This window comes from Streptomyces sp. NPDC051664, assembly GCF_044453545.1.
Lineage (GTDB): Bacteria > Actinomycetota > Actinomycetes > Streptomycetales > Streptomycetaceae > Streptomyces.
In genome coordinates this window covers 169352-193072 of record NZ_JBITCU010000004.1, presented here as the reverse complement: position 1 = coordinate 193072, position 23721 = coordinate 169352, and the positions used below count along the sequence as shown (strand labels likewise).

Here is a 23721-nt window from a genome sequence, read left to right as displayed (position 1 = left end):
GTCACGTTGTCCGCGCTCATCGGCCGGAACCTGCCTTCCCCCGTGAATCGTTCGGAGTCCTCGAAACCTTTGGAACCTTCAACTCGACCTCGGTGCCCTGGCCGGGCACCGAGATCAGCTCTGCCGTGCCGCCCAGATCACGCAGCCGCCCCCGGATCGACAGGGCGACCCCCATCCGCCCCTCCCCCTCCGCCTGCGCCAGCCGCCCCTCGGCAATACCCGGGCCGTCGTCCCGGACCGTCACGATCACCTCGTCCGGCCAGTCCTCGACGAGGATCCAGGCCTGGGCGTCCTGCCCCGCGTGCACCCGCACATTGTCCAGGGCGGCACTGACAGCAGCCGCAAGTTCTTTCGCCGCCGCCGGAGCGAGCAGTACCGGGGCGCCGGGCTCCGCGAAACTGACCCGGGAGCCGGCGTGCGGGGCGAGCAGGGAGCGCAGATCGCATGCGGCCCCGCCGGCCGGGCCGTCCTCCTCGTCGTCGACCTCGACGCTGCGGACCACCGCGCCGTCGGCGGCGTCCTCGGAGACCCGGGTGGTGGGCACGAGTCCGCTGGAGACCAGGGTGCGCAGGGCGACCTCCTGTTCCCCGGCCATCCGGCCCAGTTCGGCCGCCTCGCCGCCCAGCGCCGTGCCACGGCGCTGGACCATCGCGAGGACCTGGAGCACGCTGTCGTGGATGCCGCGGGCCAGCCGCTCCCGTTCCCGGGTGGCCGCCTCGATCTCCAGAGCGCGGGCCAGGGTGCGCTCACTGGCCCTGGCCACCTCGACGACGTAACCGATGGCGATGGCGGCGACCCAGACCAGCAGGACGTTGTGGAAGGTGTCGCGGCTGGGTTCGCCGCGCTCGACGATGTTGGCTGCGGCGACGAAGGTGGAGGCGAAGGCCGCCCAGCGCCAGCCGCCCTTGATCGCGAACGCCAGGACGGAACCCGCGGTCCAGATGGACGGCAGGGTCGAGCCGTCCATGTGCTGGGCGTCGAAGTCGGCGAGCGGGGTCAGCAGAATGCCGAACAGGGCAAGCGCGAGGTCGGCGCCGAGGAAGCGCTTGGTACAGCTCACCGCGCCCGCGACCTTGGGGAGCGTGGCGAGGGTCCAGGCGGCCATGGCGACCAGGTAGGCGAAGGCCACCCACGGCCGCTCGTACTCGCCCCGGCCGAAGACGGCGAGCAGACTCGCATAGAGCATCGTCAGAATCCGGTACGCGGTCAGCGCACGCCACAGCGGCTGCTCGACCGACATGCGTACGACCCGCTCGCGCTTGGCCATGCCCCCCCACCCCCCCCCGACGGACGCCGGCGCGGTGACGCGCCGGACCGATTCGTCACCCTTGCGTTCCGGGCTTTCCGCCCGCGTGCTTCTCCTCCTCGGCCCGGCGCTTCGCCTCGTCCGCGATCTGCCGCTTGGCCGCGGTCGCGTAGATGTCGACGTACTCCTGGCCGGAGAGTTTCATGATCTCGTACATCACCTCGTCGGTGACCGAGCGCAGAATGAAGCGGTCGCCCTCCATGCCGTGATACCGGCTGAAGTCGAGCGGCTTGCCGATCCTGATACCCGGGCGCATCAGCTTGGGCATCAGCTGACCGGGCGGCTGGATCTTCTCCGTGTCGATCATCGCAACGGGGATGACCGGCGCTCCGGTGGCGAGGGCCACGCGGGCCAGTCCGCCGGGCTTGCCGCGGTAGAGCCGGCCGTCGGGCGACCGGGTGCCCTCCGGGTAGATACCGAAGAGTCCACCGCTCTCGATGACCTCTATGCCCGCCTTGATGGCCGCCTCACCGGCACCGCGGGCGCCGGAGCGGTCCACCGGGAGCTGGCCGACACCCTTGAAGAAGGCGGCGGTGAGCCTGCCCTTCACGCCGGGTGCGGTGAAGTACTCGGCCTTGGCGATGAAGGTGACCTTGCGGTCCAGGACGGCCGGCAGGAAGAAGGAGTCGGAGAACGAGAGATGGTTGCTCGCGAGGATCGCCGGCCCCTGAGCAGGGATGTTCTCCAGGCCCTCCACCCACGGCCTGAAGGCGAGCTTCAATGACCCACCGATGGAGAACTTCATTGCGCCGTAGATCAACTCGAGTGCCTCCTGTGTGCTGTCGCACTGACCTTAACCCTTGGTGCAGCTGCCGTTCCTGCCCGGCACGGGGCCGAAGCACGGCTGTGACCGGTGACGACCCTGGTCGGTGTCAGTCCGGTCGCGTACGGTGAAGTAATCCTTCTTGCACTCCCCCTTTCGCTCCCCTTCGAGCCTCACGAACAGGAGACCCCGGTGCCGGTCCTTCCTGGAGCCGAGCCGTTCCGCCACGAGGGCGGAGAGGTCGGCGTCCTCCTCTGTCACGGATTCACCGGTTCACCGCAGTCGCTGCGGCCCTGGGCCGACCATCTGGCGGAGCGCGGGCTCACGGTCTCGCTGCCGCTGCTGCCCGGGCACGGCACACGCTGGCAGGACATGCAGGTCACGGGCTGGCAGGACTGGTACGCGGAGGTGGACCGGGAGCTGCGGGCCCTGTCGGAGCGGTGCAGTCAGGTCTTCGTCTTCGGGCTGTCGATGGGCGGCGCGCTGGCGCTGCGGCTGGCGGCGAAGCACGGGGACGCGATCAGCGGTCTGGTGCTCGTCAATCCGGGGAACAAGGTGCACGGCCTGGCGGCGTACGCACTGCCGGTCGTCCGTCATCTGCTGCCGTCGACGAAGGGCGTGGCCAACGACATCGCGCGGGACGGCTCCGTGGAGATCGGCTACGACCGGGTGCCGCTGCACGCGGCGCATTCGCTGCGGAATTTCTTCCGGCTGGTCGACACCGATCTGCCGCAGGTCACCCAGCCGCTCCTGCTGCTGCACAGCCCGCAGGACCACGTGGTGCCGCCGGCCGACTCGGCGCGGATCCTCAGCCGGGTGTCGTCGACGGATGTCGAGGAGATCCTGCTGGAACAGAGCTACCACGTGGCGACGTTGGACCACGATGCGGAGCGGATCTTCGACGAGAGCTTTTCGTTCATCGGCCGCCTCGCTCCGAGCGTCGGAAAGAAGGGGAGCACATCCGGTGGCTGAGCACGACGCGGAGCGCGCGGGCAGCGAGGAGGAGCGCGAACCGCGCCCCACCGAGGGAGCAGCCGTGCCCGACGGGGGCGCGGGTGCGCAGGATGCCCCCGCAAGGCCCAAGGGCGAGGGCGACCCGCTCGACGAGGCGGCCGTCTGGGAGGCGATCGTCGCCGGGTACGGCGAGGAGCCGCCGGACCCGCCGGGTGCCAAGCCGTTCAAGTCGATCGGTGACCTCGCGCAGCTGGAGGACGGTCAGCGCAATGTCCTGGACCCCGACAAGGGTGCCGGGAAGCAGGGGCCGCCGAAGCCGCCGGAGAAGCCGCTCGGCAGCTCGGTCGTCTTCGCGCCCGGTGTCAACGGTCCGCGTGACTACGAGGTGACGGAGCCGACCGACGGGGACGACGCGGACGACCACGACGAGGGGCATTTCGTCCCGCCGGAGCCGCCGCCGCTGCCGGAGGCCGACGTCCCGGCGAAGTTCGCCTGGCTCGCAGTCGTCGGCGGGCCGGTGCTGCTGCTGATCGCGGTGCTGCTGCAGTGGGACATGACATGGTGGCTGACCACGCTCTGCGTCGGCGGCTTCCTGGGCGGTTTCGTCACCCTGGTCGCGCGGATGCAGGACGCCGACGAGGACGACGACGATCCGGGGCGCGGCGCGGTCGTCTGACACGGCTCCCGGGGCAGTGCGGCGAGCCGCTCCCCGGGATCAGGCCGGTTCGGCGAGGGAGGCGAGGGCGGGCACCCGGAGTGCTGCCAGTACCGGCAGATGGTCCGTGGCCGCCCGCAGGTCCGGCTCGGTGATGCCGGGCAGCCCCGACGGGACTCCGCAGCCGAGGACCTCGATCCCGGCGGTCGCGAAGATCGCGTCGATGCGCAGGCGCGGATCGTGCGCCGGGAAGGTCTGGTCGGCGCCCCACGGCCGGACCGACCGGCAGTCCTGGAGCCGCCCGGCCAGTAGCCGGAAAGCCTTCCCCTCCGGGCCGTCGTTGAGGTCGCCGGCCGCGATGGCGTGCTGGACCTGCATGGCGTCCAGCCGGTCGAGCAGCAGATCCGCCTGGGCCAGGCGTTCGTCGTGCCGCAGGCTGAGATGGCAGCTCAGCAGACCGATCCGGGTGCCCGCGATCCGCACCACCGCCGTGGCGAACCCCCTGCGGTGCAGTCCAGGGGTGTGCGGCAGCAGCAGGTCCTCCGTTCGTTCCACGGTGGCGCGCAGCGAACAGAGCAGCAGGGGCCCGGCCGCGGTGGCGCCGCCGGAGAGGAGCACCAGGTCGGTGTGGGCCGCCAGCCAGGCGGCGCGCTTGCGCCAGCGGAAGAAGCGCGGGGCTTCCTGGATGAAGACCAGATCGGGTGCGCTGGCGCGGATGACGCGGGCCAGGGCCTCGCGGTCGTCGCGCATCGACCGGATGTTGTAGCTGAGCACTCTGATGACGGCCGAACCATCCGGCTCGGTACGGGAGTCGGGCAGCGGCGTCAGGACCATACCGCTCACGATACGACGGACGCCCACCGCTCCCACAAGGGCGCGACGGGCGTCCGGTGATGTCCGTGACCGGGTGGTTCAGCCCTGCCGGGCCAGATCCGCCGCGCCCACCAGTCCGGCCTTGCCGCCCAGTTGGGCCGCGAGCACCTGGGCGTGCGGGCGCCACTCGCCGCCGATCAGCCAGCGCCGGAACGACTTGCGGATCGGGTCGAGCACGAGCTCGCCCTCGTCGGAGACGCCACCGCCGACGATGAACGCGGACGGGTCGAAGAGCGAGGCGAGGTCGGCGAGCCCGGCGCCGGCCCAGCGGGCCAGCTCGCGGAACGAGTCGATCGCCACCGGGTCGCCCTGGCGTGCGGCCTGGCTGATGTGCTTGCCCTCGATGCCGTCCACCGTGCCGTCGCCGAGGCTGAGCAGGATCGTGGCGTTCTCCGGGGTGGCGTTGGCGCGCTGCTTCGCGTACCGGACGAGCGCACGCCCGGAGGCGTACTGCTCCCAGCATCCCTGGCTCCCGCAGCCGCAGAGCAGCCCGTCCGGAACGACCCGGATGTGGCCGAATTCGGCGGCGACACCGAAGCGTCCGCGGCGCAGCTTGTTGCCGATGATGATGCCGCCGCCCAGGCCGGTGCCGAGCGTGATGCAGATGACGTCGTCGTGGCCCTGGCCGGCGCCGAAGCGGTACTCGCCCCAGGCCGCGGCGTTGGCGTCGTTCTCGACGACGACCGGGAGGCCGACGCGCTGCTCGACCTTGTCCTTCAGCGGCTCGTGCCGCCAGTTGATGTTCGGCGCGAACAGCACCGTGGCGCGCTTGTCGTCGACGTATCCGGCAGCGCCGATGCCGACTGCCTCGACCTCGTGTCCCTCGCTCGCGCCGGATACCGCCGCCGCGATCGCGTCCACGATGCCTTCAGCCGTCGGCGGGGTCGGCACCTTGAACATCGAGAGGATCCGGCCCTCTTCGTCGACCACTCCAGCCGCGATCTTCGTGCCGCCGATATCGACGCCGATGGTGAGTCCCATGAATCCCTCAGTTTCGGTCGAGCCCCGCTACGGGCAACCGTACCCGAGCGCCGGACCCCGCCCTATCGGTGCCGGTCAGTCCAGGTCGATGTGTTCGCCCGCGCCGGTGCCGCCGTCGCGCGGGTCGGTGGGGTCGTCGGCCTTCTTCGAGGGGCCGCCGGTGTCGGTGGCGCCCTGGGTCCAGCGACGTTCCTGGCTCTCGACGGCGGAGCGGTAGGCGGCGAGGAGTTCGCTGCCGGCCGCGGCGATGTGGTCGAAGACATCGGGGTTGCGCTCGATGACGGGTTCGACGACAGACTTCGCCTGCTTGATCACCTGCTGTACGGCGCCCTGGGCGGCCACGCCGAACAGCGGGGACTGGAGGGCGGAGACCTTGTCGGCCACGGCATCGACCAGTTTGCGCAGTTCTTCGGCGGCGGAGCCGGGCGGCGGGCCGTGCTGGGCGCGGCGGCGGGCCTTCTCCGCTTCGAGATCCTCGGCGCAGGCCTTCGCCCACGCGTCGTCGTCGACGGGACGATCGGTGGCTTCGCTCATGGCGGACTCCTGCGACATGGTTGCGGACGGTGACGCGTACGGGACACGTACGGTGGCGCATAAGGGACACGCACTACCGACGTTACCCGAACGGTGGTACGCCGTTCAGGAGGTCCGCGGCCACAGGCCCGGGTCCGGGGTGAACCGGACGCGCAGCACACCGTCGGTGAGCGCCGCGCCGGAGACGGTGCAGCGGCGCAGCCCGGACTCCAGCTCCACGATCCGGCGGAACGGGCCGACGGTCAGGACCAATTCGTCGCCGCGCCGCACCAGCTGGAGTTCCTCCTTGACGGCTCCGGGCAGCGGCAGGCACCAGACCAGGACCCCATCGGGGCCGTCCGGGACGCTCGGGCCCTCGATCCACCAGGGGTTGTCGGCGCGCCCGCCCGGCCGGTAGGCCGGTTCGACGGCGAGCCCGTCGCCCTCGAAGTGGCCTCCCCCGTTGCCCGCCACCTCGAAGGCGGTGCGGTTCGCCCCGGTGTCGAGGAGCGTGAGGTCGTCGAGCCCCTGCGGGTCCCGGCCGAGGTGGGGCACCTCGCACAGCGAGGTGGCCGGCGCCCACTCCTCGTACCAGTGGTCGACGCACTTCTCCTGCTGTGCGGCGAGCGCGGCGAACCACGGGTCGGACGAGTGGCGGGGCAGCACCCGGTTGACGGTGAGGGTGTCGACGCGCAGCCCGTGCAGGGCGAGTCCGGTGCGGGCGAGGCGCAGGGCATCCTCGGCGGCGGGTCCGGGTTCGGCGACGAGGCGGACCGTGGTGCCCCGGTCCTCGATCAGCGTCTGGACGGCGGCCAGCTCGGCGTCGCGGCGGGCGGCGGTCTCGTACAGCCACTGGGCGGGCATCGGAACGCCGGCGAGCTGCGCGAGCATCGGGCGCAGGGCGCGGGCGGCCTGGCGTTCCGGGGGCAGCAGGCGGCGCAGATAGCGGCGCAGCTGCTCGGGCAGGGCGAGGACGGCGAGGGCTTCGCGCAGCGGCGGCAGGTCGACGACGAGAAGCTCGTGGCCGTCGTGCGACCAGTCGCCCTCGACGACGCGGCGCAGGGTGTGCAGCAGGGCGAGTTGGCCGCTGCCGGGGAGTTCGGTCAGCTCCTCGGCGTCGAGCCGGTTGCCGCCGAGCAGGTCGAGTACCGGGGACGCCTGGTCCTGGAGGGCCAGGAGTTCGGTGCGGAAGTGCTCGCCGGAGTCGACGCGGGCGAACCGGAGTCCTTCGGTGACCTCGGTGGGTTCCGTGGCGTCGGGGAAACCGGGTATGGCGTCGGCGGACAGCAGCAGCGTGCGGCGGCCGCGACGGGCGGCGGCCAGTGCGGTCGCCGCCGCGACGGTGGTACGGCCGGCGCCGCCGGGGCCGGTGACGAGGACCGTACGCACCGGGTCAGCCCCGCGGGACGGACTCGACGCGCTTCTTCAGACCGGCCAGTGCGCGGTCGATGATGACCTTCTCGGCCTTGCGCTTGATCATGCCGAGCATCGGGATCTTGACGTCGACGGTCAGCCGGTAGGTGACCTCGGTGCGGCTGCCGTCACCGATCGGGGCCAGCGCGTAGGAGCCGTCGATGGCACGCAGCATCTGGGACTTGACCAGGGTCCAGCTGACCTCGTGGTCGCCGGTCCAGGTGTACGCGAGGGTGTGGTCGTCCTTGATCGCACCGGCGTCGAGGACGAGGCGGACCTTCTCGGCGCGGCCGTTGTCGTCCTTGGCGAGGATTTCGGCCTCCTTGACCTCGCCGGTCCATTCCGGGTAGCGGTCGAAGTCGGCGATCACGCCCATGACGTCGGCCGGTGCCGCCTCGATCGTGATGCTCGAGCTGGTGTGTTCAGCCATCGCTGTGGCTCCTCCAGTGCGGGGTACCGGTCGGTAGGCAGAGGCCTGCCGCCAGAAGGCTATCGCGTGCGCGGGGCGCATCGTCCCAGGGTCCGGTCGGCACGGGCCACCGGTCCCGGTCGCCGGTCCAGGTCACCACTCCAGGGCCCATGGCCGGCCGGTCGACGCGAAGTGCCCGACGTTCACGCATTCGGTGGCGTCGATCCGCATCCGGCGGACCAGCGGCTGGTGGACATGGCCGAAAACCGCGTACCGGGGGCGGGTCCGGCGGATCGCGTCGAGCAGGGCCCGGCTGCCGCGTTCGAAGCGGCGCGCCACGGTGTCGTACGTCAGTTCCGGGACGTCGGGCGGGATGTGCGTGCACAGGACGTCCACCTCGCCGATCGCCTCGACCTTGGCGGCGTACTCCTCGTCGCTGATCTCGTACGGGGTGCGCATCGGGGTCTGCAGTCCGCCGCCGACGAAGCCGAAGACCCGGCCGCCGATCTCGACGCGTTCACCGTCCAGGACGGTGGTGCCGGGGCGGGCGTACTCGGGCCAGAGATCGGGGATGTCGACATTGCCGTAGGTGGCGTACGTGGGGGTGGGGAGCGCATCGAACAACTCGGCGTACTGCTTGCGCACCGCGCCGACGATGGCGGCGTTGCGGTCCAGGCCCGCCCAGAGACCGCGACCGAAGTCCCGGGCCTCCTCGAAGCGTCGGGCGGTGCGCAGTTCGACGATCCGGTCGGCGTTCTCGACACCGAAGAGATCGGGGAAAATACCGCGCGAGTGGTCGGCGTAGTCGAGGAAGAGCACCAGGTCACCGAGGCAGATGAGCGCGTCCGCGCCATCCCCGGCACGGGCCAGCGCTTCGGTGTTCCCATGCACGTCACTGACCACATGGATGCGGGTACGGCGTGCGGTGGCGGCATCACGGCTGTTCGGTCCGGCTCGCATGACGATCACCCTAGGACGACGCCCGCAGCATGGGTAGAGCCGCCGGACCTGCGGTTACTTCCTGGTCGTAACCCGGGTGCACTACTGTGCGCGCAAGGACCACCAATATGTGTGACGCATAAAACATCTGGCCGGAACCCCCTATCCGGAACCGAGTACTGATGGGTAACGTCCGGGCAGTCCAGTCGTGCTCACCCCACTGAGCACCCGCCAATCTTGGACCGCATCCGGTGCGTCACACAGTGCCGTGGCACCGGAGCCCGATGAGGAGCAGCAGTCTTGCGCGAGTTCAGCCTTCCGGCCCTGTACGAGGTCCCCTCGGACGGCAACCTGACGGATCTCATCCGCCGCAATGCCGCGCAGCATCCCGACGTCGCGGTGATGAGCCGCAAAGTGGCAGGCGTCTGGGCCGATGTGACCGCCACCCAGTTCCTGGCCGAGGTCAGAGCCGCCGCCAAAGGCCTGATCGCCGCGGGCATCGAGCCTGGCGACCGGGTCGCACTCATGTCCCGTACCCGTTTCGAATGGGTCCTGCTCGACTTCGCGATCTGGAGCGCCGGGGCGGTCACCGTCCCGGTGTACGAGACCAGTTCCGCCGAGCAGGTCCAGTGGATCCTCGGCGACTCGGGCGCGGTCGCGGCCCTCGTCGAGAGCGACGCGCATGCCGAGTCCGTCACCTCCGTGCGCGACCGGCTGCCCGGCCTGCGCAACGTCTGGCAGATCGACAGGGGCGCGGTCGACGAGCTGACCGCGGCGGGCGCCCAGGTCTCGGAGGAGACCGTCGACCTGCGCAGCGCGAGCGCCAGGGCCGACGACCCGGCAACCATCGTCTACACCTCGGGCACCACCGGCCGCCCCAAGGGCTGTGTGCTCACCCATCGCAGCTTCTTCGCGGAGTGCGGCAACGTGGTGGAGCGGCTCAGGCCTCTCTTCCGCACCGGCGAGTGCTCCGTTCTGCTCTTCCTGCCCGCGGCCCATGTCTTCGGACGGCTGGTCGAGGTGGCGTCGGTGATGGCGCCCATCAAGCTCGGCTGCGTCCCGGACATCAAGAACCTCACCGATGAGCTGGCCTCGTTCCGGCCGACGCTGATCCTCGGTGTGCCGCGGGTCTTCGAGAAGGTCTACAACTCGGCGCGTGCCAAGGCGCAGGCCGACGGCAAGGGCAAGATCTTCGACAAGGCCGCGAACACGGCGATCGCGTACAGCCGCGCGCTGGGCACCCCCGAGGGTCCGTCCATCGGCCTGAAGTTCAAGCACAAGGTGTTCGACCGGCTGGTCTTCAGCAAGCTGCGGGCCGTGCTCGGCGGCCGCGGCGAGTACGCGATCTCCGGCGGCGCGCCGCTGGGCGAGCGGCTCGGGCACTTCTACCGCGGCATCGGCTTCACGGTGCTGGAGGGCTACGGCCTCACCGAGACGTGCGCGGCCACCGCCTTCAACCCGTGGGACCGGCAGAAGATCGGTACGGTCGGCCAGCCGCTGCCCGGATCGGTCGTCCGGATCGCCGACGACGGCGAGGTGCTGCTGCACGGCGAGCACCTGTTCGCGGGCTACTGGAACAACGAGGCGGCGACGGCCGAGGCGCTGGCCGACGGCTGGTTCCACACGGGCGACATCGGCACCCTCGACGAGGACGGCTATCTCGCGATCACCGGCCGCAAGAAGGAGATCATCGTCACGGCGGGTGGCAAGAACGTCGCACCCGCGGTGATCGAGGACCGGATCCGCAGCCACGCCCTGGTCGCCGAGTGCATGGTGGTCGGCGACGGGCGGCCGTTCGTCGGTGCGCTGATCACCCTGGACGAGGAGTTCCTCGGCCACTGGGCCGCGGAGCACGGCAAGCCGGCCGGCTCGACGGCGGTGTCGCTGCGCGAGGACCCGGAGCTGCTGGCCGAGGTGCAGCGGGCGGTGGACGACGGCAACGCGGCGGTGTCCAAGGCGGAGTCCGTGCGTAAATTCCGCATCCTTGCCTCGCAGTTCACCGAGGAGGCGGGCCACATCACGCCGTCGCTGAAGCTGAAGCGGAATGTGGTGGCGAAGGACTTCGCGGACGAGGTCGAGTCCATCTACCAGCGCTGACCGGGTCGTTGGCCGAAACCTGGTCTTCTCCCCCATGCGGGGGCGGTGCAAGGGTCGGGATCACTCGAACTGATCCGCTTCCCTAGGGAGACCCCTGTGCGTACTGCCTTCCAGCGGGCCGGTCTGGTCCTGGCCGTGGCAGCCTCCGCCTTCGTGGCGGTGCCTGCCACGGCCGACGCGGCAGCGGCCGCGGCCAGTCCGACCGCGGTCTGCGGGGCCGACGGCCACGGCTACTCCGTCGTCGCCTCGTCCCCCGTGAAGTTCAGCAGCGGCACGGTCGCCGGTACCGTCTACCTGATGTACAGCAGTGGGAACGGCAAGAACTGTGTCGTGACGGTCAAGACCTCGTACACGGGCACGGCCACCTTCACCACGGCCCAGCTCATCATCCAGAACGGCAACACGTACGTCGACCAAGGCAACTACACCAGCTACGCCGGGCCGGTCCGGGGCAGCGCCGCGGGCAAGTGCGTGAAGTACTGGGGCTCGATCAACACCGGGCCGGACGGACAGGCCGGGGCCAACGCCAGCGGCGGTCGCATGAGCTGGGGCAACTGCGGCTGAAAACACAGCGATGCCCGGCGCGGGACGCGCCGGGCATCGCTGTGTGTCTCACAGCAGCGTTCTGAGCCGCTCCGCCAGCAGGTCCCAGCGCCACTTCTCCTCGACCCAGGCCCGGCCCCGCTCCCCCATCCGCTGCCGCAGCTCCGGGTCGCCGAGCAGGGTGGCGATCCGGTCGGCGGACTCCTCCACGGAGCCGCCCCGCACCACCCAGCCGGTCTCACCGTCCAGTACGGCGTCGGGGGCGCCGCCCGAGTCACCCGCCACCACCGGCAGTCCGGTCGCGGACGCCTCCAGGTAGACGATGCCGAGGCCCTCGACGTCGAGGCCGCCGCGGCGGGTGCGGCACGGCATGGCGAAGACGTCGCCCGCGCCGTAGTGGGCGGGCAGCTCCTCCCACGGCACCGGTCCGGTGAACCGTACGGAGTCGCTGACGCCCGTCTCCTCGGCGAGCTTCTTCAGCTCCTTGGCATACGGTCCGCCGCCGACAATCAGCAGTACGGCGTCCGGCTCACGTGCCAGGATCGCGGGCATCGCGAGGATCAGGGTGTCCTGTCCCTTGCGGGGCACCAGCCGCGACACGCAGACGACGACGGGCCGGTCCGTGAGCCCGAGCCGGGCCCGGACCCGGTCCCCGCCGGAGTCCGGGTGGAAGATCTTCTCGTCGACACCGGGCGGCAGTCGGACCATGCGGCCCGCGGCCTCGGGGGTGAGCGCGGCCGCGATCCGGGAGCGGGTGTACTCGCCGAGGTACGTGATGGTGTCCGTGCCCTCGCCGATCCGGCGCAACAGCTGCCGCGACGCGGGCAGTTGGGCCCAGGCCGCCTCGTGCCCGTGGGCGGTCGCGACCAGGCGCCGGGCGCCCGCCTTCCGTAGCGCCGGTGCCATCAGCCCCAGAGGGGCGGCGGCGCCGAACCAGACGGATGTGCAGTCGTGTGCGCGCAGCAACTGAACCGCGCGCCGGGTCACCCGGGGGGTCGGCAGCAGCATCGTCGTACGGTCGCGGACGACGGTGAACGGCTGCTCGGCGTCGAACGCGGCGGTGGCCGCGACGCCCTCGGGGCTCCGCTTCCAGGTGGAGGCGTAGACAACAATTTGTCCGGGGTCCAGGCGCAGCGCCATATTGTGCAGAAATGCCTGGATACCGCCGGGTCGGGGCGGGAAGTCATTGGTCACGATCAGGGTCTTGTCCATCGCCGCTGACAGTACCGAACAGCTGGGCCTGATGGCTCCCGCACAGAGACGCCGTGCATCATGGCTCATCGAGCCACCGGCGAAGGGAATGAGTGCGGCCATGACGGCAGCAGGCGGAACCGGCAGATTTCTCGCACCCGTGGCGGTGTGGGCCCTCACCAGGGCCGTGTTGCTGCTCTGCGTCCTGAAGGTCATCACGCTGCCGGGCCCGGACGTGACGAGTGACGTCTCGGTGATCTACCACGGCTGGTCCGAGGTACTGAAGAGCGGTACGTACCCGCAGTCCGACGTCACCTGGCAGTACCCACCCGTCGCGGCGCTCGCCATCCTCTCCCCCGCACTGCTGCCGTTCCTGGACTACACCTCGGCCTTCTTCGCCCTCGTGTGCCTGTGCGACGCGCTGGTACTGGGCCTGCTGCTGTACGCGGGCCGGCGGGCCGGCAGGCGGACGGCGGGCGGCTGGGTCTGGGTGGCGGGGGTGCCGCTGCTCGGCACGACCGCGTACGCCCGTTACGACGTGATGGTGACGGCGGTCGCGGTGGCGGCGCTGCTGGCGGGGGCGCGGCATCCGCGGGTGCTGGGGGCGCTGGCCGCCTTCGGCGCGCTGCTGAAGGTGTGGCCGGTGCTGCTGCTCGTCGGCACGGCACGCGGGGAGCACACCCGCCGCTCGTGGACGGCGGCCGCGGTGACGGCGGCCGGTCTGCTGGTGGCGGCTGCGGCGGCGATGCCGGGCGCGCTGGCCTTTCTCGGCTTCCAGCGCGACCGGGGCACCGAGGTCGAGTCGCTGGGCGCGCTGGTATTCCATGTGGCGCGGCAGTTCGGCTGGCAGGGCCGGGTGGAGCTGAACTACGGATCGCTGGAGTTCCTCGGTCCGCATGTACCACTGGTGAGCACGCTGGCGCTCGGTCTGAGCCTGATCGCCTGCGGCTGGCTGCTGGTGTGGCGCCTGCGGGCCCGCACGTCCGGGGCGAGCACCACCGCCGACGCGGCGTTCACCGCGGTCCTGCTGTTCACGACCACCAGCCGGGTGATCAGCCCCCAGTACATGCTGTGGCTGGTCGGCCTTGCGGCGGTCTGTCTGGTCTTCCGGTCCGGCCGGATGGGCTTGCCGGCCGGACTGGTACTGGCCGCGACGGGCGTCACGCAGCTGGAGTTCCCGCTCGGGTTCATCCACGTGGTGACCAGCGACGCAACGGGCGTGACGCTGATGTTCGTACGCAATGGCCTGCTGGTCGCGGCGACCCTGGTCGCGGCGAGGCGGCTGTGGCGGCGGACGGTGACCGAGCCGGGAAGGCCGGAGCAGCCGGTGCCGGTCCGGCCGGTCCGCTACCGCGGGTCCGCGCCGGCCGGGGACGTCAGCCGAGACGGGACCGCAGATACTGCCGCCAGCGCGCCGTGAAGTCCTGCTCGGTCGTGCCGAGCACCTCGTGCAGGGCCTGCTCCGACGCTCCGTCCCGCCCTGAGTGCCCCCCGACGGCCCGGTAGAGGGCGAACAGCTTCTTCTCGCCCCAGTGGTCGGCAATCAGCGCGCAGGCCAGCCAGCCGCCCTCGTACGCCCTCGCGAGGCGCCCGGAGTCGCCACCGAAGCGGAAATCCTCGTCCGTGGGGAGTGCGGCGGGCAGCTCGCCGCTCCGGACGGCTTCCGCCAGTTCCGGCGCGGCCTGTGCGGGGGTCCGGTCCTCGGCGCGGTAGGCCGCCCAGTCGGCGAAGCCCTCGGAGAGCCAGGTCGGGGTGGCGGCGGAGGTACGGGCGCGGGTGGCGACATGGGCGGTCTCGTGGGTGAGGACGACCCGCTGTCCGAACGTGCCGAGCATCGCGTACGCCTGCGGGTTGACGATCACCCGGTCCGCGGGCGTCCGGCCCGGGCCGCCGGTCTCCCCGGTGGTGACGGCCGCGATGCCCCGGTAGTTCGCCACCGGTGCCCCGAGCAGCCCGGCCATGTCGTCGACCGTCTTCGGCACGACCACCACCACGCGGGCGGCCCAGCGCTCCGGCCAGGCGGCGGAGACGGCGGGCACCGCGCGGTCCTCGGTGTCCGCGATCCGGCGCAGCTCCTCCTGCGTGCGGCCGACGCCGAGGACGAGGCTGTGCGTGCCGCGTACGACCCGCACGTCGCCCTGCTGCCAGAGCTGCCGGCCGCCGTCCTTCCCGGCCCGGTCGGCAGCGATGTACCAGCGGCCGTCCGCTCCGTGCCGCTCCAGGTCGAGGACCCGGTCGGTGGTGACCGGGGCACTGTCGTAGCCCGCGATCCGGTACCGCAGTTCGACGTCGGCGGTGGCCCTGGCGGCGCCGTGCTCGTGCACGTCCGTCACTTCGTACGTCCACGAGCTCAGCGGCACGTCGGCGAGGTTGGCCAGCTCACGGCGCTGGGCCGTCCGCAGGCCGGTGGCCCCGGGGGCGACCGTGGCCGCATAGGCGTCCGGGTCGTGGTCCAGGACGGCGGCGGCTCGGCGGTCCAGGGTGGCGCGGACGTCGCGGACCGTGGTGTCGGGGGAGGTGGTGGCGGGGGCCGTGCAGGCGGACGCGAGCAGCAGAGCGGTGAGTGCCGCGCCCGCCGCGCGCCACCGTCCGTCACGTCCCCGGCCTGCCGTACGCCCCTGATCAGCCACCCGGTCGAGGGTACGGGTCAGATACGGGTGACCGACGAGACGGGCATCATGCCGACCGGGTCGTAGCGGACCGGGGCGCCCGGGTACGGGGCGTGGATCACCTGGCCGTTGCCGACGTACATCCCGATGTGACTGGCGTCGGCCCGGTACGCGACGAGGTCGCCCGGGCGGGCCATGGAGAGCGGCACCATGCGTCCGGCGTACCGCTGGGCCTGGGAGGTGCGCGGCAGGCTGACACCGGCCTGGGCGTACGCCCACTGCATCAGCCCGGAGCAGTCGAATCCCGCAGGCCCGTTGGCACCCCAGATGTACGGGCGTCCGACGGCATGCCGGGCCGCCGTCACGGCGGCCGCCGCCCGGGACGAACCCGGCGGGAGATCGGTCATGCCCGGGAAGACGTCGTCGCGGCCGGTGCGCGAGGACCGGTCGAAGGCCGCCCGGTCCGCGCCCGGCAGCGAGCTCAGCAGCTGCCGGGCCCGCTCGAGTTTCTGCTCGACGGTCCGTTTGTGGCGGACGGCGGCGGCCCGGTTGCGCTCCAGACCGGCCAGCGAGCGGGCGGCCTCCGCCCGGGCCTGTGCGAGCCCGCGCCGGGCGCGCTGGAGCTTCTGCAGAGTGCTCGCCCGACGGACGTTCAGCCGGTCGAGGGTGGCCGCCCGGTCGAGGTAGCTGTCCGGGTCCGAAGAGAGCAGCAGGGCGAGCGAGGGATCGATGGAGCCTGCGCGGTACTGCGCGGCGGCGGCCGAACCGACCGCGGTGCGGAGCCGGTTGATCTGTTCCTGGTCGCGGGCCGCCCGCTCCTGGGCCCGGATCACCTCGCCGCGCAGCCGCTCGGCGTCCTCCCCGGCCTTGTCGAACTGCTCGGTGGCGCGCTCGGCCTCGCCGTACAACCGGTCGACCTCGGCCTTCGCGGTCCGGGGCGTGTCCTGCGGTTCGGCGCTCGCGGTGGCCGCCCCGAGTGCGGCGGCGGCGGTCGCCGCCGACAGGACTGTGATCCGGACGCTCCGGTTGACACCGGGCTGTGTGGAACGGCGATGGGACACCACAGGACGCCGCACTCCCTTCCGCTGTACGCAGAGGTGCGCAGCCCCCTGCCGCCCGGGGCGGGCGGACCGACGGACGGGAGCTGCACAGCAGGCAGACAGTAGCCGCGCGACTACGGAGCGCCCAACGGCCGTGGCGGTCGGGTGAGGGGCACGAAAGCCGCCACCCCGCCGGTGACCTGTGATCTCCGGCGGGGCGGGCAGTCGGTCGGGGCGTGGGAATTCGCCCGTTCGGGCGTCGTCAGATGCGCACGCCGACCTGGAAGCTGCCGATGGTGTTCATCGACTCGTAGCGGACCACCGCACCCGGCTTCGGGGAGTGCAGGACGGTGTTGTTGCCCGCGTACAGGCCCACGTGCGCCGTGTTGTTGAAGAAGACCAGGTCGCCCGGCTTGAGGGCGCTGCGGCCTATCTGGGTGCCCTGGTTGATCTGGGTGTATGTGGTGCGGGTGATGGCGACGCCGGCCTGGGCATAGGCCCACTGGGTGAGGCCCGAGCAGTCGTAGGAGCTGGGGCCGGTACCGCCGGAGACGTACGGCTTGTTGAGCTGGGTGGCGGCGGCCCGGAGGGCGGCGGCACCGAGGGCGGAGGCGGGGACCTCGTTGCCCAGATCGACCCGGCTGCCCGCGGCGCGGCTCGCCCGCAGGTCGTCCTGGCGCATCTTCTCGCGCTCGGCGGCGGTCAGGGTGTTGAGCAGGCTCCGCGCCTCGGCGAGCTTGCCCTGGAACTTCTTCTTGTTCTCACCCAGCGTCTTACGGACGTCCGCGAGGTCGGCCAGCTTGTCCTGGGCCTCCTTGCGCTGCTGCGCGAGGGCCCGCTGCTTCTCCTGGATCTTCTCCAGGGACTCGGTCTGCTTGGCCGTCAACTGGTCGAGGGCCGAGGCCTCGTCGAGGAAGCTGTCCGGGTCGGAGGCGAGGAAGAGCTGCACGGACGGGTCGATGCCACCGGAGCGGTACTGCGCGGCGGCGAGCGAACCGAGGCCGCTGCGGAGCGTGTTGAGCTCCTCCTGGCCGCGGGCCACCTTGTCCTGCAGCGCGTCGACCTGCTTCTCGAGCTTCTGCTGCTGCTCCTTGGCCCCGCTGTACTTCTCGGTGGCCGTCTCCGCCTCGTGGTAGAGCTTGTCGACCTTCGCCTTGACCTCGCTCTTGGTCGGCTTGGGGTCGGCGTGGGCGGCCTGGGAGGTCAGGGCAACGGCCGCGGCGGCGGTCGCGGTGAGCACGGTCACGCGGGTGCGGCTCGGCTGCTTGGGACGACGGTGGGACGCCACGAAGGCGAGCTCCTTCTTCCTCGAGCCGCCTACCGGGCTGTGGGGGATCGGATCCCCGGCTCCGTGCACGTCACGGACTCGGCGGTTCCTTCGCTGCCACCCCGGATGGGCGATCAACCGTGCGAAGGTTCGAGGCCCGACCTTAGTGACCATCTTGTGATCAGTTCAAATCCTCACAAGCAAAATCTCGCCCCAGCAGTCACTTCTTTACTCACATCACACCGCGTGTAGCGACAGCTTGACGGTCCGTTCCATAAATTCCGGCAAGTCACCACAACTCGCACTAGGCGCGCGAAAGTCGCTTCAGGAGCAAGACGGACGCAACGGGCCTGGCCCCCGCCTTCGCCACACCGTCCGCCACCTCGCGGTCGGTGGAGACCACCACGACGGGCCTGCCCGGCGGTTCGGCGCGGGCCAGTTGACGGATGAGCTCGTCGGCGGTGACACCCGGCTTGCTGAAGAGCACCCGCACCCCGCGCGGCGGCGCGAGCAGGACCGGAGCGGCCAGTTCGGCCCCGTCGAAGACGCAGGTCATCTCGGCGCCGGACTGCGCCGCGAGCACCGCGAGACCGCCCAGCAGGCGCAGTCGCTGCTTCTCCAGCGGCAGTTGCGGATAGCCGGTCTTGGTGACGTTGTAGCCGTCCACGATCAGATGGGCCTGCGGCAGTGCGAGCAGCTGGTCGAGCAGGGCCGGATCGGTGTCCGAAAGCGCCCTGGCGGCAATGTCCTTGGGCGACATCGCGCCCGGCTCGACAGCGTCGACGCTGTCCGCGGGACGGATCGAGGAGGGCGGCAGGGCAAGTTCGCGGCGCAGCCCGCGGGCCGCGTCGAGCACCGTGTCGAGCAGCAGCCGCAGCCGCATGTCCTCGACCGTGCGGCCCTCCCTGGCTGCCCTGCGGCTCGCCTCGACGGACGCCTCCGCCTCTCCGAGCCGGGCCCGCAGCCGCCGGGTCTCGCTCTCGGCCGCGGAGATCCGGGCGGCCGCTTCGGTCCGTACGGTCTCGGTCTCGGCCTTGCCCCGGCGGACCGCGGCCTCACCACGCTTGACCTCATTCAGGGCGGAGCGCAGTTTGCGCCCCAGCGCGTCGGCTTCCTTGCGGGCCGCGTCCAGCTCACCGCGGAGCCGTTCGGTCTCGCTCTTGGTCTGGGTCCGGGCCTGGGCGAGTTCCTCGCGCAGCCGTTCCAGTTCGCGCCGGCTCTCCTCGTCGGCCCGTTCCGCGTCGGCCCGCTGGACCTCCTCGCCGGCTGCGGCAACCAGCTTCACCCAGCCGACCGGGCGCAGCACATAGGCTGCGGCGGCCACATCGACAGGGTCGGCGGCAGCGGGCGGCGATCCTGCCCCCACAGCCGCGGTCAGCTCGGGCTGGGACTCCCGGAGCCGTTCTCCGATGCGCTGACGGAACAGCGTGTCGCTCTCCAGGGCGGCCGCCATCGCGTTCCCGGCGAACTTGGCGCGCCGGGTCGGGGTGAAGCGGGCGTACTGCCTCAGCTGGGCCGGGAGTTCGGTGACCGTGAGGCCACCGAACGCGTCCGAGACCAGCGCGACGACCCGCCGCCGTACGCCTTCGGGCAGCGGGCGGTCGAGCGCCTCGACGGCGTCGCCGGCTCCACCTGCCGGCTCGGCGCCGCTTGCGGGCTGCTCCACGATCCGTCACCCCAAATGTCTGTCCGCACGGCCCCGTCAGGAGTCGGCACCCGGCCTGTCGACTAGTTCGATCTGGTCCACCGCGTTGCACCAACGACACCGGACCGACTCGATGGTCTCACTGACCACCTCGCGCTCTTCGACGGTCGCCTCTCCTGCGAGGTCGAGATGCACGTATTCGACAACCTTGGACGAACGCGTCACGTCGAAGCGCGTGAGATTCCCGCAGAGCGTGCAGCGCCAGCGGGTCCCGTCGGTCGGCTGTGGAACCGTCGTCATCGTTGCGTCCTCTTTCGTCGAGCGTCGAGCGTCGTGCTGCTGCCTGCCAAGGATCTCGCGGTGCGCCGTCGAACTGCGGATGTCCTGCTGTAACCCTACGGCCTTGTGCATACCCATCGGCACGGCGAGGCGGTCTGTCCCGTTCCATCACCTTGCGTCATGCTCTGTTCATGATCGAACGGCGGGCTGTGACGGGTGGACTGACCGGCAGACTCCTGCGCGCCGCCACCGCGGGCGGCGCCCCGGTGACGTATGCCCTCATCGGCCTGTGCTGTGCCGTCTTCCTGATCAGCCCGCTCTCCGGGTTCAACCCCACGTACGGCACCGCCGACACCCTGCTCGCCGCCCAGGCCGGGTACTTCGAGCGCTGGGGGGTGATCCCCACCGAGCTGTGGGGCGGCTCCGCACATGCCCTGCTCACCCCGCTGACCGCACTCTTCGTGCACGGCAGCTGGCTGCATCTGCTCGGCAACATGCTCTTCCTGTACGTCTTCGGGGCGATGGCCGAGGAGCGGATGGGCCGTGCGGAGTTCGCCTTCTTCTATCTCGGCTGCGGCTATCTCGCCCTGCTGGCGTACGCGGCGGCGCACGCCGACTCCGACCAGACCCTCGTCGGCGCCTCGGGGGCGATCTCCGCGGTGCTCGGGGCGTTCCTGTACCTGTTCCCCCGGGCCCGGGTCACCAGCCTCTTCCCGTTCCTGCTCTTCCTGCCACTGCGCTTTCCCGCCTGGATCGTGCTGATCTTCTGGTTCGTCCTGCAGTGGATGGCCGCGCAGGGTGCGGGCAGCGGACCGGGGGTGGCCTATCTCGCCCATGTGGTCGGCTTCGCCACCGGCTTCCTCTACGCCTGGGGGCGCTACCGCCGTGGGGCTAGAGTGAAGACTCCAGCCACGGCCACCGAGGGAGAAAGCCAGCCGTGATCACCGCGATCGTGCTCATCAAAACCAGCGTGGACCGGATTCCCGAGATCGCCGAGTCCATCGCGGCGCTGGACAGCGTCAGCGAGGTCTTCTCGGTCACCGGTACGTACGACCTGATCGCCATGGTCCGGGTGGCCAAGCACGACGATCTGGCGGATGTCATCCCCGGCCGGATCAGCAAGATCCCGGGTGTCGAGGGCACCGACACGCATGTCGCGTTCCGTACGTACTCGCAGCACGACCTGGAAGCGGCCTTCGCCATCGGTCTCGACGCATAGGTACGCCACATCACGGCGTAATACTTCGGCCGGGGACGGGCAGCTGCCCGTCCCCGGCCGAAGTATTACGGCCTCGGTTCCCGGCCGGTCAGACCTGAGCCGTGCCCCGGTCCGGGACGCAGCGGCCGTCCTCGGTGCGGTACTTCCACTGGGCCCCTTCGCTCACCAGCACCTTGACCGCGCGGACGAAGCGCTCGATGTGCTCGTCCGGCGTACCGGCGCCGAAGCTGACCCGGATCGCGTTCAGCGAACGCTCGCCCGGCTCGGCCTCCGGCGCGCCGCACTCGCCCGGGTCCTGCGGGTCGCTGCCGAGCAGGGTGCGCACCAGCGGGTGGGCGCAGAACAGTCCGTCGCGTACCCCGATGCCGTACTCGGCGGAGAGCGCCGCGGCAAAGTGCGAGCTGTTCCAGCCCTCCACCACGAAGGAGATGACGCCGACCCGCGGGGCGTCGTCACCGAACAGCGACAGCACCTTGACCTGGGGGACCTCGGCGAGGCCTTCGCGGACCCGGGTGACGAGCTGCTGCTCGCGGGCGACGAGGCGGTCGAAGCCGGCCTCGGTGAGCGCCTTGCAGGCGGAGGCGATGGAGTAGACGCCGATGACGTTGGGCGAACCGGCCTCGTGCCGGGCGGCGGTGGAGTGCCACTCCACGTCCACACCGCCGTCGGTGCGCCGGGCGACCTTCCGGGAGGCGCCGCCACCGGCCAGGTACGGCTCGGCGTCCTGCAGCCAGTCGGCGCGGCCCGCGAGGACACCGGAGCCGAACGGCGCGTACAGCTTGTGTCCGGAGAAGGCGACCCAGTCGACGTCGAGCTCGTCGATGTCGACCGGGTGGTGCGGCGCGAGCTGTGCGGCATCCAGCACGATCCGGGCGCCGTGGGCGTGGGCGGCGGCGGCCAGCTCCTTCACCGGCCACAGCTCACCGGTGACGTTCGAGGCGCCGGTGACGCAGACCAGCGCGGGGCCGTGGGGGTCACGGCCGGCGAGCGCCCGCTCCAGCGTCTCGACGGCCTGGGCCGGGGTGCGGGGAGCGTTGAGGTAGGTGACACGGGCGTCGCGCCAGGGCAGCAGCGAGGCATGGTGCTCGGTCTCGTACACGAAGACCTGACAGTCGGCGGGCACCGCCGCGGCCAGCAGGTTCAGCGAATCCGTCGTCGACCGGGTGAAGATCACCTGGTCCCCGGCGCGGCAGCCGAGGAACTCCGCAACCGCCTTGCGGCTGTTCTCGAAGAGGTCCGTGGAGAGCTGCGAGAGGTAGCCGGCGCCGCGGTGGACGCTGCCGTAGTACGGGGCGTAGGCGGCGACGTCGTCCCACACCCGCTGCAGGGCCGGGGCACTGGCCGCGTAGTCCAGGGCGGCATAAGTGACTTCTCCGCCGGTAACGAGCGGAACGGTCACATCCTTTCCCAGAACAGGCAGCGGGGAACAAATGGACCGGTCGGTGGCAGCGGTGACAACAGACATGGCGAACTCCCGTAAGAGGCAGGCGAATTCACTGCGCCGGCGGGTACGCGGCAGCGCAGGAGGAAGAAAAAGGGGGTGCGGAGAGGGGCCGGACGGGGCCCTATCGCATTCGCTTGCTCACAAGAGGCTCCTTGAGGACCAGGACCCCAGGGATGTGACATTCACAGATGTCGAGGGGTCCGCGCTTGCCGCAGACCTCGCTGCCTACGGCCTGGTCTTCACCCGGGGCACCCCGCCACGGACGGAGGGTTGCCGGACAGCGGGCCGGGGCCGTAGTCGCTGTCACTCATGACCTGACCAGCATCTTGCCATACGTGCGTCGACGTGCAAGGCGCAGTCCAAGATCTGGACTGCGCCCCGGTCCGCATTTCCCGTTCGGTCAGGCGTTGCTGACCGTCACCCAGCGATCCAGCGCCGCCCGGGCCGCACCCGAGTCGATGGACTCGGCGGCCTTGGCGATCCCGGCGGCCAGTTGCTCGTTCAACGTGCCCTCGCCCGGGTCCAGCGCCACCAGCGCCGCCGCCGAGTTGAGCAGCACCGCTTCGCGTACCGGACCGGTCTCACCGGCCAGCAGCCGGCGGGCCACATCGGCGTTGTACGAGGCGTCGGCGCCGCGCAACGCCTCGACGGGAACCAGCTGGAGGCCGACGTCGCGCGGGTCGAAGGCCTCGTCGCGTACCTCGCCGTCCCGGACCACCCAGATCCGGGAGGTCGCCGTGGTCGTCAGCTCGTCCAGACCGTCGTCGCCGCGGAAGACCAGCGCCGAGTTGCCGCGCGCCGCGAGCACGCCCGCGACGATGGGGGCCATCTTCAGATCGGCGACACCGATGGCCTGGGCGCGCACCTGGGCCGGGTTGGTGAGCGGACCGAGGATGTTGAACGTGGTCTGCGCGCCGAGCTCCTTACGGGCCCGCGCCGCGTACCGCAGGGCGGGGTGGAACTTCACCGCGAAGCAGAAGGTGATACCTGCCTCCTCCGCCACCTCGACGACGCGCTGCGGGGCCAGCTCCAGATTGACGCCGAGCTTCTCCAGGACGTCGGAGGCGCCACTGGCCGAGGAGGAGGCGCGGTTGCCGTGCTTGACGACCTTGGCTCCGGTGCCCGCGACGACGATCGCGGACATCGTGGAGATGTTGACCGTCTTGGCGAGGTCGCCGCCGGTTCCGACGATGTCGACCGTGCGGCCCGGCACCTGGATCGTGGTGGCGTGCTCGTACATGGCGCGGACGAGTCCGGTGACCTCGTCGACGGTCTCGCCCTTGGCGCGCAGGGCGACGGCGAAACCGGCGATCTGCACGTCGGTCGCCTCGCCGCTCATGATGTTGTCCATCGCCCACGCGGTGTCGTCGGCGGTCAGGTCCTGGCCGCGCAGCAGAGCGTTCAGCACGCCGGGCCAGGAACGAGCCGCCACGCTGTCGCCGCCGACCGGGGTCACAACGTTCATGGTCCGCTCCTGGGGGTCCACAGCCGAAAAGGGTATGGACCCCACCCTATCGAGCGCCCGGGACAGCAAAGAGCCCCGTCCATCGAATGGACGGGGCTCCCGCTGTGGCGATCAGT

Annotated in this window: 23 protein-coding genes and 1 riboswitch; of the genes, 7 read left to right on the top strand and 16 right to left on the bottom strand. The window is 71.1% G+C overall.

What is annotated here, in order from left to right; translation table 11 throughout:
- Window positions 1-16: 16 nt before the first annotated feature.
- Complete coding sequence (gene macS, locus ACIA8E_RS09910) at window positions 17-1267, bottom strand: MacS family sensor histidine kinase (RefSeq protein ID WP_399296323.1); 1251 nt, start codon at window positions 1265-1267, stop codon at window positions 17-19.
- A 55-nt stretch (window positions 1268-1322) separates the two neighbouring features.
- On the bottom strand, window positions 1323-2051 hold the full coding sequence (locus ACIA8E_RS09905) for a lysophospholipid acyltransferase family protein (protein WP_399296808.1): 729 nt from the start codon (window positions 2049-2051) through the stop codon (window positions 1323-1325).
- 210 nt (window positions 2052-2261) lie between these two features.
- Here ACIA8E_RS09905 and ACIA8E_RS09900 point away from each other — a divergent pair, with 210 nt between their 5' ends.
- Both ACIA8E_RS09900 and ACIA8E_RS09895 read left to right on the top strand, forming a co-directional pair.
- Window positions 2262-3041, top strand: coding sequence for an alpha/beta hydrolase (locus ACIA8E_RS09900; RefSeq protein ID WP_399296322.1), 780 nt, complete (start codon window positions 2262-2264; stop codon window positions 3039-3041).
- On the top strand, window positions 3034-3699 hold the full coding sequence (locus ACIA8E_RS09895) for a hypothetical protein (protein ID WP_399296320.1): 666 nt from the start codon (window positions 3034-3036) through the stop codon (window positions 3697-3699). The genes ACIA8E_RS09900 and ACIA8E_RS09895 overlap by 8 nt, the downstream gene beginning before the upstream one ends.
- 39 nt (window positions 3700-3738) lie before the next feature.
- Here ACIA8E_RS09895 and ACIA8E_RS09890 read toward each other — a convergent pair whose 3' ends face one another.
- The 6 genes from ACIA8E_RS09890 to ACIA8E_RS09865 all read right to left on the bottom strand — a co-directional run bounded on the left by ACIA8E_RS09890 (window position 3739) and on the right by ACIA8E_RS09865 (window position 8827).
- On the bottom strand, window positions 3739-4512 hold the full coding sequence (locus tag ACIA8E_RS09890; protein ID WP_399296319.1) for an endonuclease/exonuclease/phosphatase family protein: 774 nt from the start codon (window positions 4510-4512) through the stop codon (window positions 3739-3741).
- Between the two features lie 78 nt (window positions 4513-4590).
- Complete coding sequence (locus ACIA8E_RS09885) at window positions 4591-5532, bottom strand: ROK family glucokinase (protein WP_330244310.1); 942 nt, start codon at window positions 5530-5532, stop codon at window positions 4591-4593.
- A 75-nt stretch (window positions 5533-5607) separates the two neighbouring features.
- Window positions 5608-6066, bottom strand: coding sequence for a DUF5304 domain-containing protein (locus ACIA8E_RS09880; protein WP_399296316.1), 459 nt, complete (start codon window positions 6064-6066; stop codon window positions 5608-5610).
- A 105-nt stretch (window positions 6067-6171) separates the two neighbouring features.
- On the bottom strand, window positions 6172-7434 hold the full coding sequence (locus ACIA8E_RS09875; RefSeq protein ID WP_399296314.1) for an ArsA family ATPase: 1263 nt from the start codon (window positions 7432-7434) through the stop codon (window positions 6172-6174).
- A gap of 4 nt (window positions 7435-7438) precedes the next feature.
- The gene (locus tag ACIA8E_RS09870; protein ID WP_399296312.1) at window positions 7439-7888 is read right to left on the bottom strand and encodes an SRPBCC family protein; all 450 of its coding nucleotides are present in this window, start codon (window positions 7886-7888) and stop codon (window positions 7439-7441) included.
- 132 nt (window positions 7889-8020) lie between these two features.
- Complete coding sequence (locus ACIA8E_RS09865; protein ID WP_399296310.1) at window positions 8021-8827, bottom strand: metallophosphoesterase; 807 nt, start codon at window positions 8825-8827, stop codon at window positions 8021-8023.
- 279 nt (window positions 8828-9106) lie between these two features.
- On the opposite strand from ACIA8E_RS09865, the gene ACIA8E_RS09860 reads away from it, so the two are divergent.
- Both ACIA8E_RS09860 and ACIA8E_RS09855 read left to right on the top strand, forming a co-directional pair.
- Window positions 9107-10903: an AMP-dependent synthetase/ligase gene (locus tag ACIA8E_RS09860; protein ID WP_399296308.1), complete on the top strand. Its 1797-nt coding sequence runs from the start codon at window positions 9107-9109 to the stop codon at window positions 10901-10903.
- 96 nt (window positions 10904-10999) lie between these two features.
- Window positions 11000-11467, top strand: coding sequence for a spore-associated protein (locus ACIA8E_RS09855; RefSeq protein WP_399296306.1), 468 nt, complete (start codon window positions 11000-11002; stop codon window positions 11465-11467).
- A 48-nt stretch (window positions 11468-11515) separates the two neighbouring features.
- On the opposite strand, the gene ACIA8E_RS09850 is transcribed toward ACIA8E_RS09855, so the two are convergent.
- Entirely contained in the window at window positions 11516-12658 is a 1143-nt protein-coding gene (locus tag ACIA8E_RS09850) for a glycosyltransferase family 4 protein (protein ID WP_399296304.1), read from the bottom strand.
- A 100-nt stretch (window positions 12659-12758) separates the two neighbouring features.
- Between ACIA8E_RS09850 and ACIA8E_RS09845 the strand changes: the two genes are divergently transcribed.
- Window positions 12759-14057 carry a glycosyltransferase 87 family protein gene (locus ACIA8E_RS09845; protein ID WP_399296302.1) on the top strand — a complete coding sequence of 433 codons (1299 nt, stop codon included), beginning with the start codon at window positions 12759-12761 and terminating at the stop codon, window positions 14055-14057.
- On the opposite strand, the gene ACIA8E_RS09840 is transcribed toward ACIA8E_RS09845, so the two are convergent.
- From ACIA8E_RS09840 to ACIA8E_RS09820, 5 genes are all read right to left on the bottom strand, one after another.
- On the bottom strand, window positions 14014-15267 hold the full coding sequence (locus tag ACIA8E_RS09840; RefSeq protein ID WP_399296300.1) for a hypothetical protein: 1254 nt from the start codon (window positions 15265-15267) through the stop codon (window positions 14014-14016). The two genes, ACIA8E_RS09845 and ACIA8E_RS09840, sit on opposite strands and share 44 nt — an antisense overlap.
- Window positions 15268-15284: 17 nt before the next feature.
- Window positions 15285-16310 carry an NlpC/P60 family protein gene (locus ACIA8E_RS09835; RefSeq protein ID WP_399296298.1) on the bottom strand — a complete coding sequence of 342 codons (1026 nt, stop codon included), beginning with the start codon at window positions 16308-16310 and terminating at the stop codon, window positions 15285-15287.
- Window positions 16311-16548: 238 nt separating this feature from the next.
- Window positions 16549-17574: an NlpC/P60 family protein gene (locus ACIA8E_RS09830; RefSeq protein WP_399296296.1), complete on the bottom strand. Its 1026-nt coding sequence runs from the start codon at window positions 17572-17574 to the stop codon at window positions 16549-16551.
- A gap of 283 nt (window positions 17575-17857) precedes the next feature.
- Window positions 17858-19219, bottom strand: coding sequence for an NYN domain-containing protein (locus ACIA8E_RS09825; protein ID WP_399296294.1), 1362 nt, complete (start codon window positions 19217-19219; stop codon window positions 17858-17860).
- A gap of 36 nt (window positions 19220-19255) precedes the next feature.
- The gene (locus tag ACIA8E_RS09820; RefSeq protein WP_030933560.1) at window positions 19256-19498 is read right to left on the bottom strand and encodes a hypothetical protein; all 243 of its coding nucleotides are present in this window, start codon (window positions 19496-19498) and stop codon (window positions 19256-19258) included.
- Between the two features lie 170 nt (window positions 19499-19668).
- Between ACIA8E_RS09820 and ACIA8E_RS09815 the strand changes: the two genes are divergently transcribed.
- Together ACIA8E_RS09815 and ACIA8E_RS09810 are read left to right on the top strand one after the other, a co-directional pair.
- A complete protein-coding gene (locus tag ACIA8E_RS09815; protein WP_399296292.1) occupies window positions 19669-20418 on the top strand; it encodes a rhomboid family intramembrane serine protease in 750 nt (249 codons plus the stop codon).
- Window positions 20415-20696, top strand: a complete 282-nt coding sequence (locus ACIA8E_RS09810; RefSeq protein WP_005318592.1) for an Lrp/AsnC family transcriptional regulator — start codon at window positions 20415-20417, stop codon at window positions 20694-20696. The genes ACIA8E_RS09815 and ACIA8E_RS09810 overlap by 4 nt, the downstream gene beginning before the upstream one ends.
- An 88-nt stretch (window positions 20697-20784) precedes the next feature.
- On the opposite strand, the gene ACIA8E_RS09805 is transcribed toward ACIA8E_RS09810, so the two are convergent.
- Together ACIA8E_RS09805 and trpD are read right to left on the bottom strand one after the other, a co-directional pair.
- Window positions 20785-22161: an aminotransferase class V-fold PLP-dependent enzyme gene (locus tag ACIA8E_RS09805; RefSeq protein ID WP_399296290.1), complete on the bottom strand. Its 1377-nt coding sequence runs from the start codon at window positions 22159-22161 to the stop codon at window positions 20785-20787.
- A 176-nt stretch (window positions 22162-22337) separates the two neighbouring features.
- Window positions 22338-22455, bottom strand: a riboswitch (SAM riboswitch).
- Between the two features lie 85 nt (window positions 22456-22540).
- Window positions 22541-23605, bottom strand: coding sequence for an anthranilate phosphoribosyltransferase (gene trpD, locus ACIA8E_RS09800; RefSeq protein ID WP_399296288.1), 1065 nt, complete (start codon window positions 23603-23605; stop codon window positions 22541-22543).
- Window positions 23606-23721: the final 116 nt, after the last annotated feature.

Coding starts and splice junctions, on each gene's coding strand:
- ACIA8E_RS09905 (WP_399296808.1), bottom strand. CDS start 2,051: ATGAAGTTCTCCATCGGTGGGTCATTGAAGCTCGCCTTCAGGCCGTGG.
- ACIA8E_RS09850 (WP_399296304.1), bottom strand. CDS start 12,658: ATGGACAAGACCCTGATCGTGACCAATGACTTCCCGCCCCGACCCGGC.
- ACIA8E_RS09890 (WP_399296319.1), bottom strand. CDS start 4,512: ATGGTCCTGACGCCGCTGCCCGACTCCCGTACCGAGCCGGATGGTTCG.
- ACIA8E_RS09865 (WP_399296310.1), bottom strand. CDS start 8,827: ATGCGAGCCGGACCGAACAGCCGTGATGCCGCCACCGCACGCCGTACC.
- trpD (WP_399296288.1), bottom strand. CDS start 23,605: ATGAACGTTGTGACCCCGGTCGGCGGCGACAGCGTGGCGGCTCGTTCC.
- ACIA8E_RS09870 (WP_399296312.1), bottom strand. CDS start 7,888: ATGGCTGAACACACCAGCTCGAGCATCACGATCGAGGCGGCACCGGCC.
- ACIA8E_RS09885 (WP_330244310.1), bottom strand. CDS start 5,532: ATGGGACTCACCATCGGCGTCGATATCGGCGGCACGAAGATCGCGGCT.
- ACIA8E_RS09820 (WP_030933560.1), bottom strand. CDS start 19,498: ATGACGACGGTTCCACAGCCGACCGACGGGACCCGCTGGCGCTGCACG.
- ACIA8E_RS09815 (WP_399296292.1), top strand. CDS start 19,669: ATGATCGAACGGCGGGCTGTGACGGGTGGACTGACCGGCAGACTCCTG.
- ACIA8E_RS09845 (WP_399296302.1), top strand. CDS start 12,759: ATGACGGCAGCAGGCGGAACCGGCAGATTTCTCGCACCCGTGGCGGTG.
- ACIA8E_RS09880 (WP_399296316.1), bottom strand. CDS start 6,066: ATGAGCGAAGCCACCGATCGTCCCGTCGACGACGACGCGTGGGCGAAG.
- ACIA8E_RS09805 (WP_399296290.1), bottom strand. CDS start 22,161: ATGTCTGTTGTCACCGCTGCCACCGACCGGTCCATTTGTTCCCCGCTG.
- macS (WP_399296323.1), bottom strand. CDS start 1,267: ATGGCCAAGCGCGAGCGGGTCGTACGCATGTCGGTCGAGCAGCCGCTG.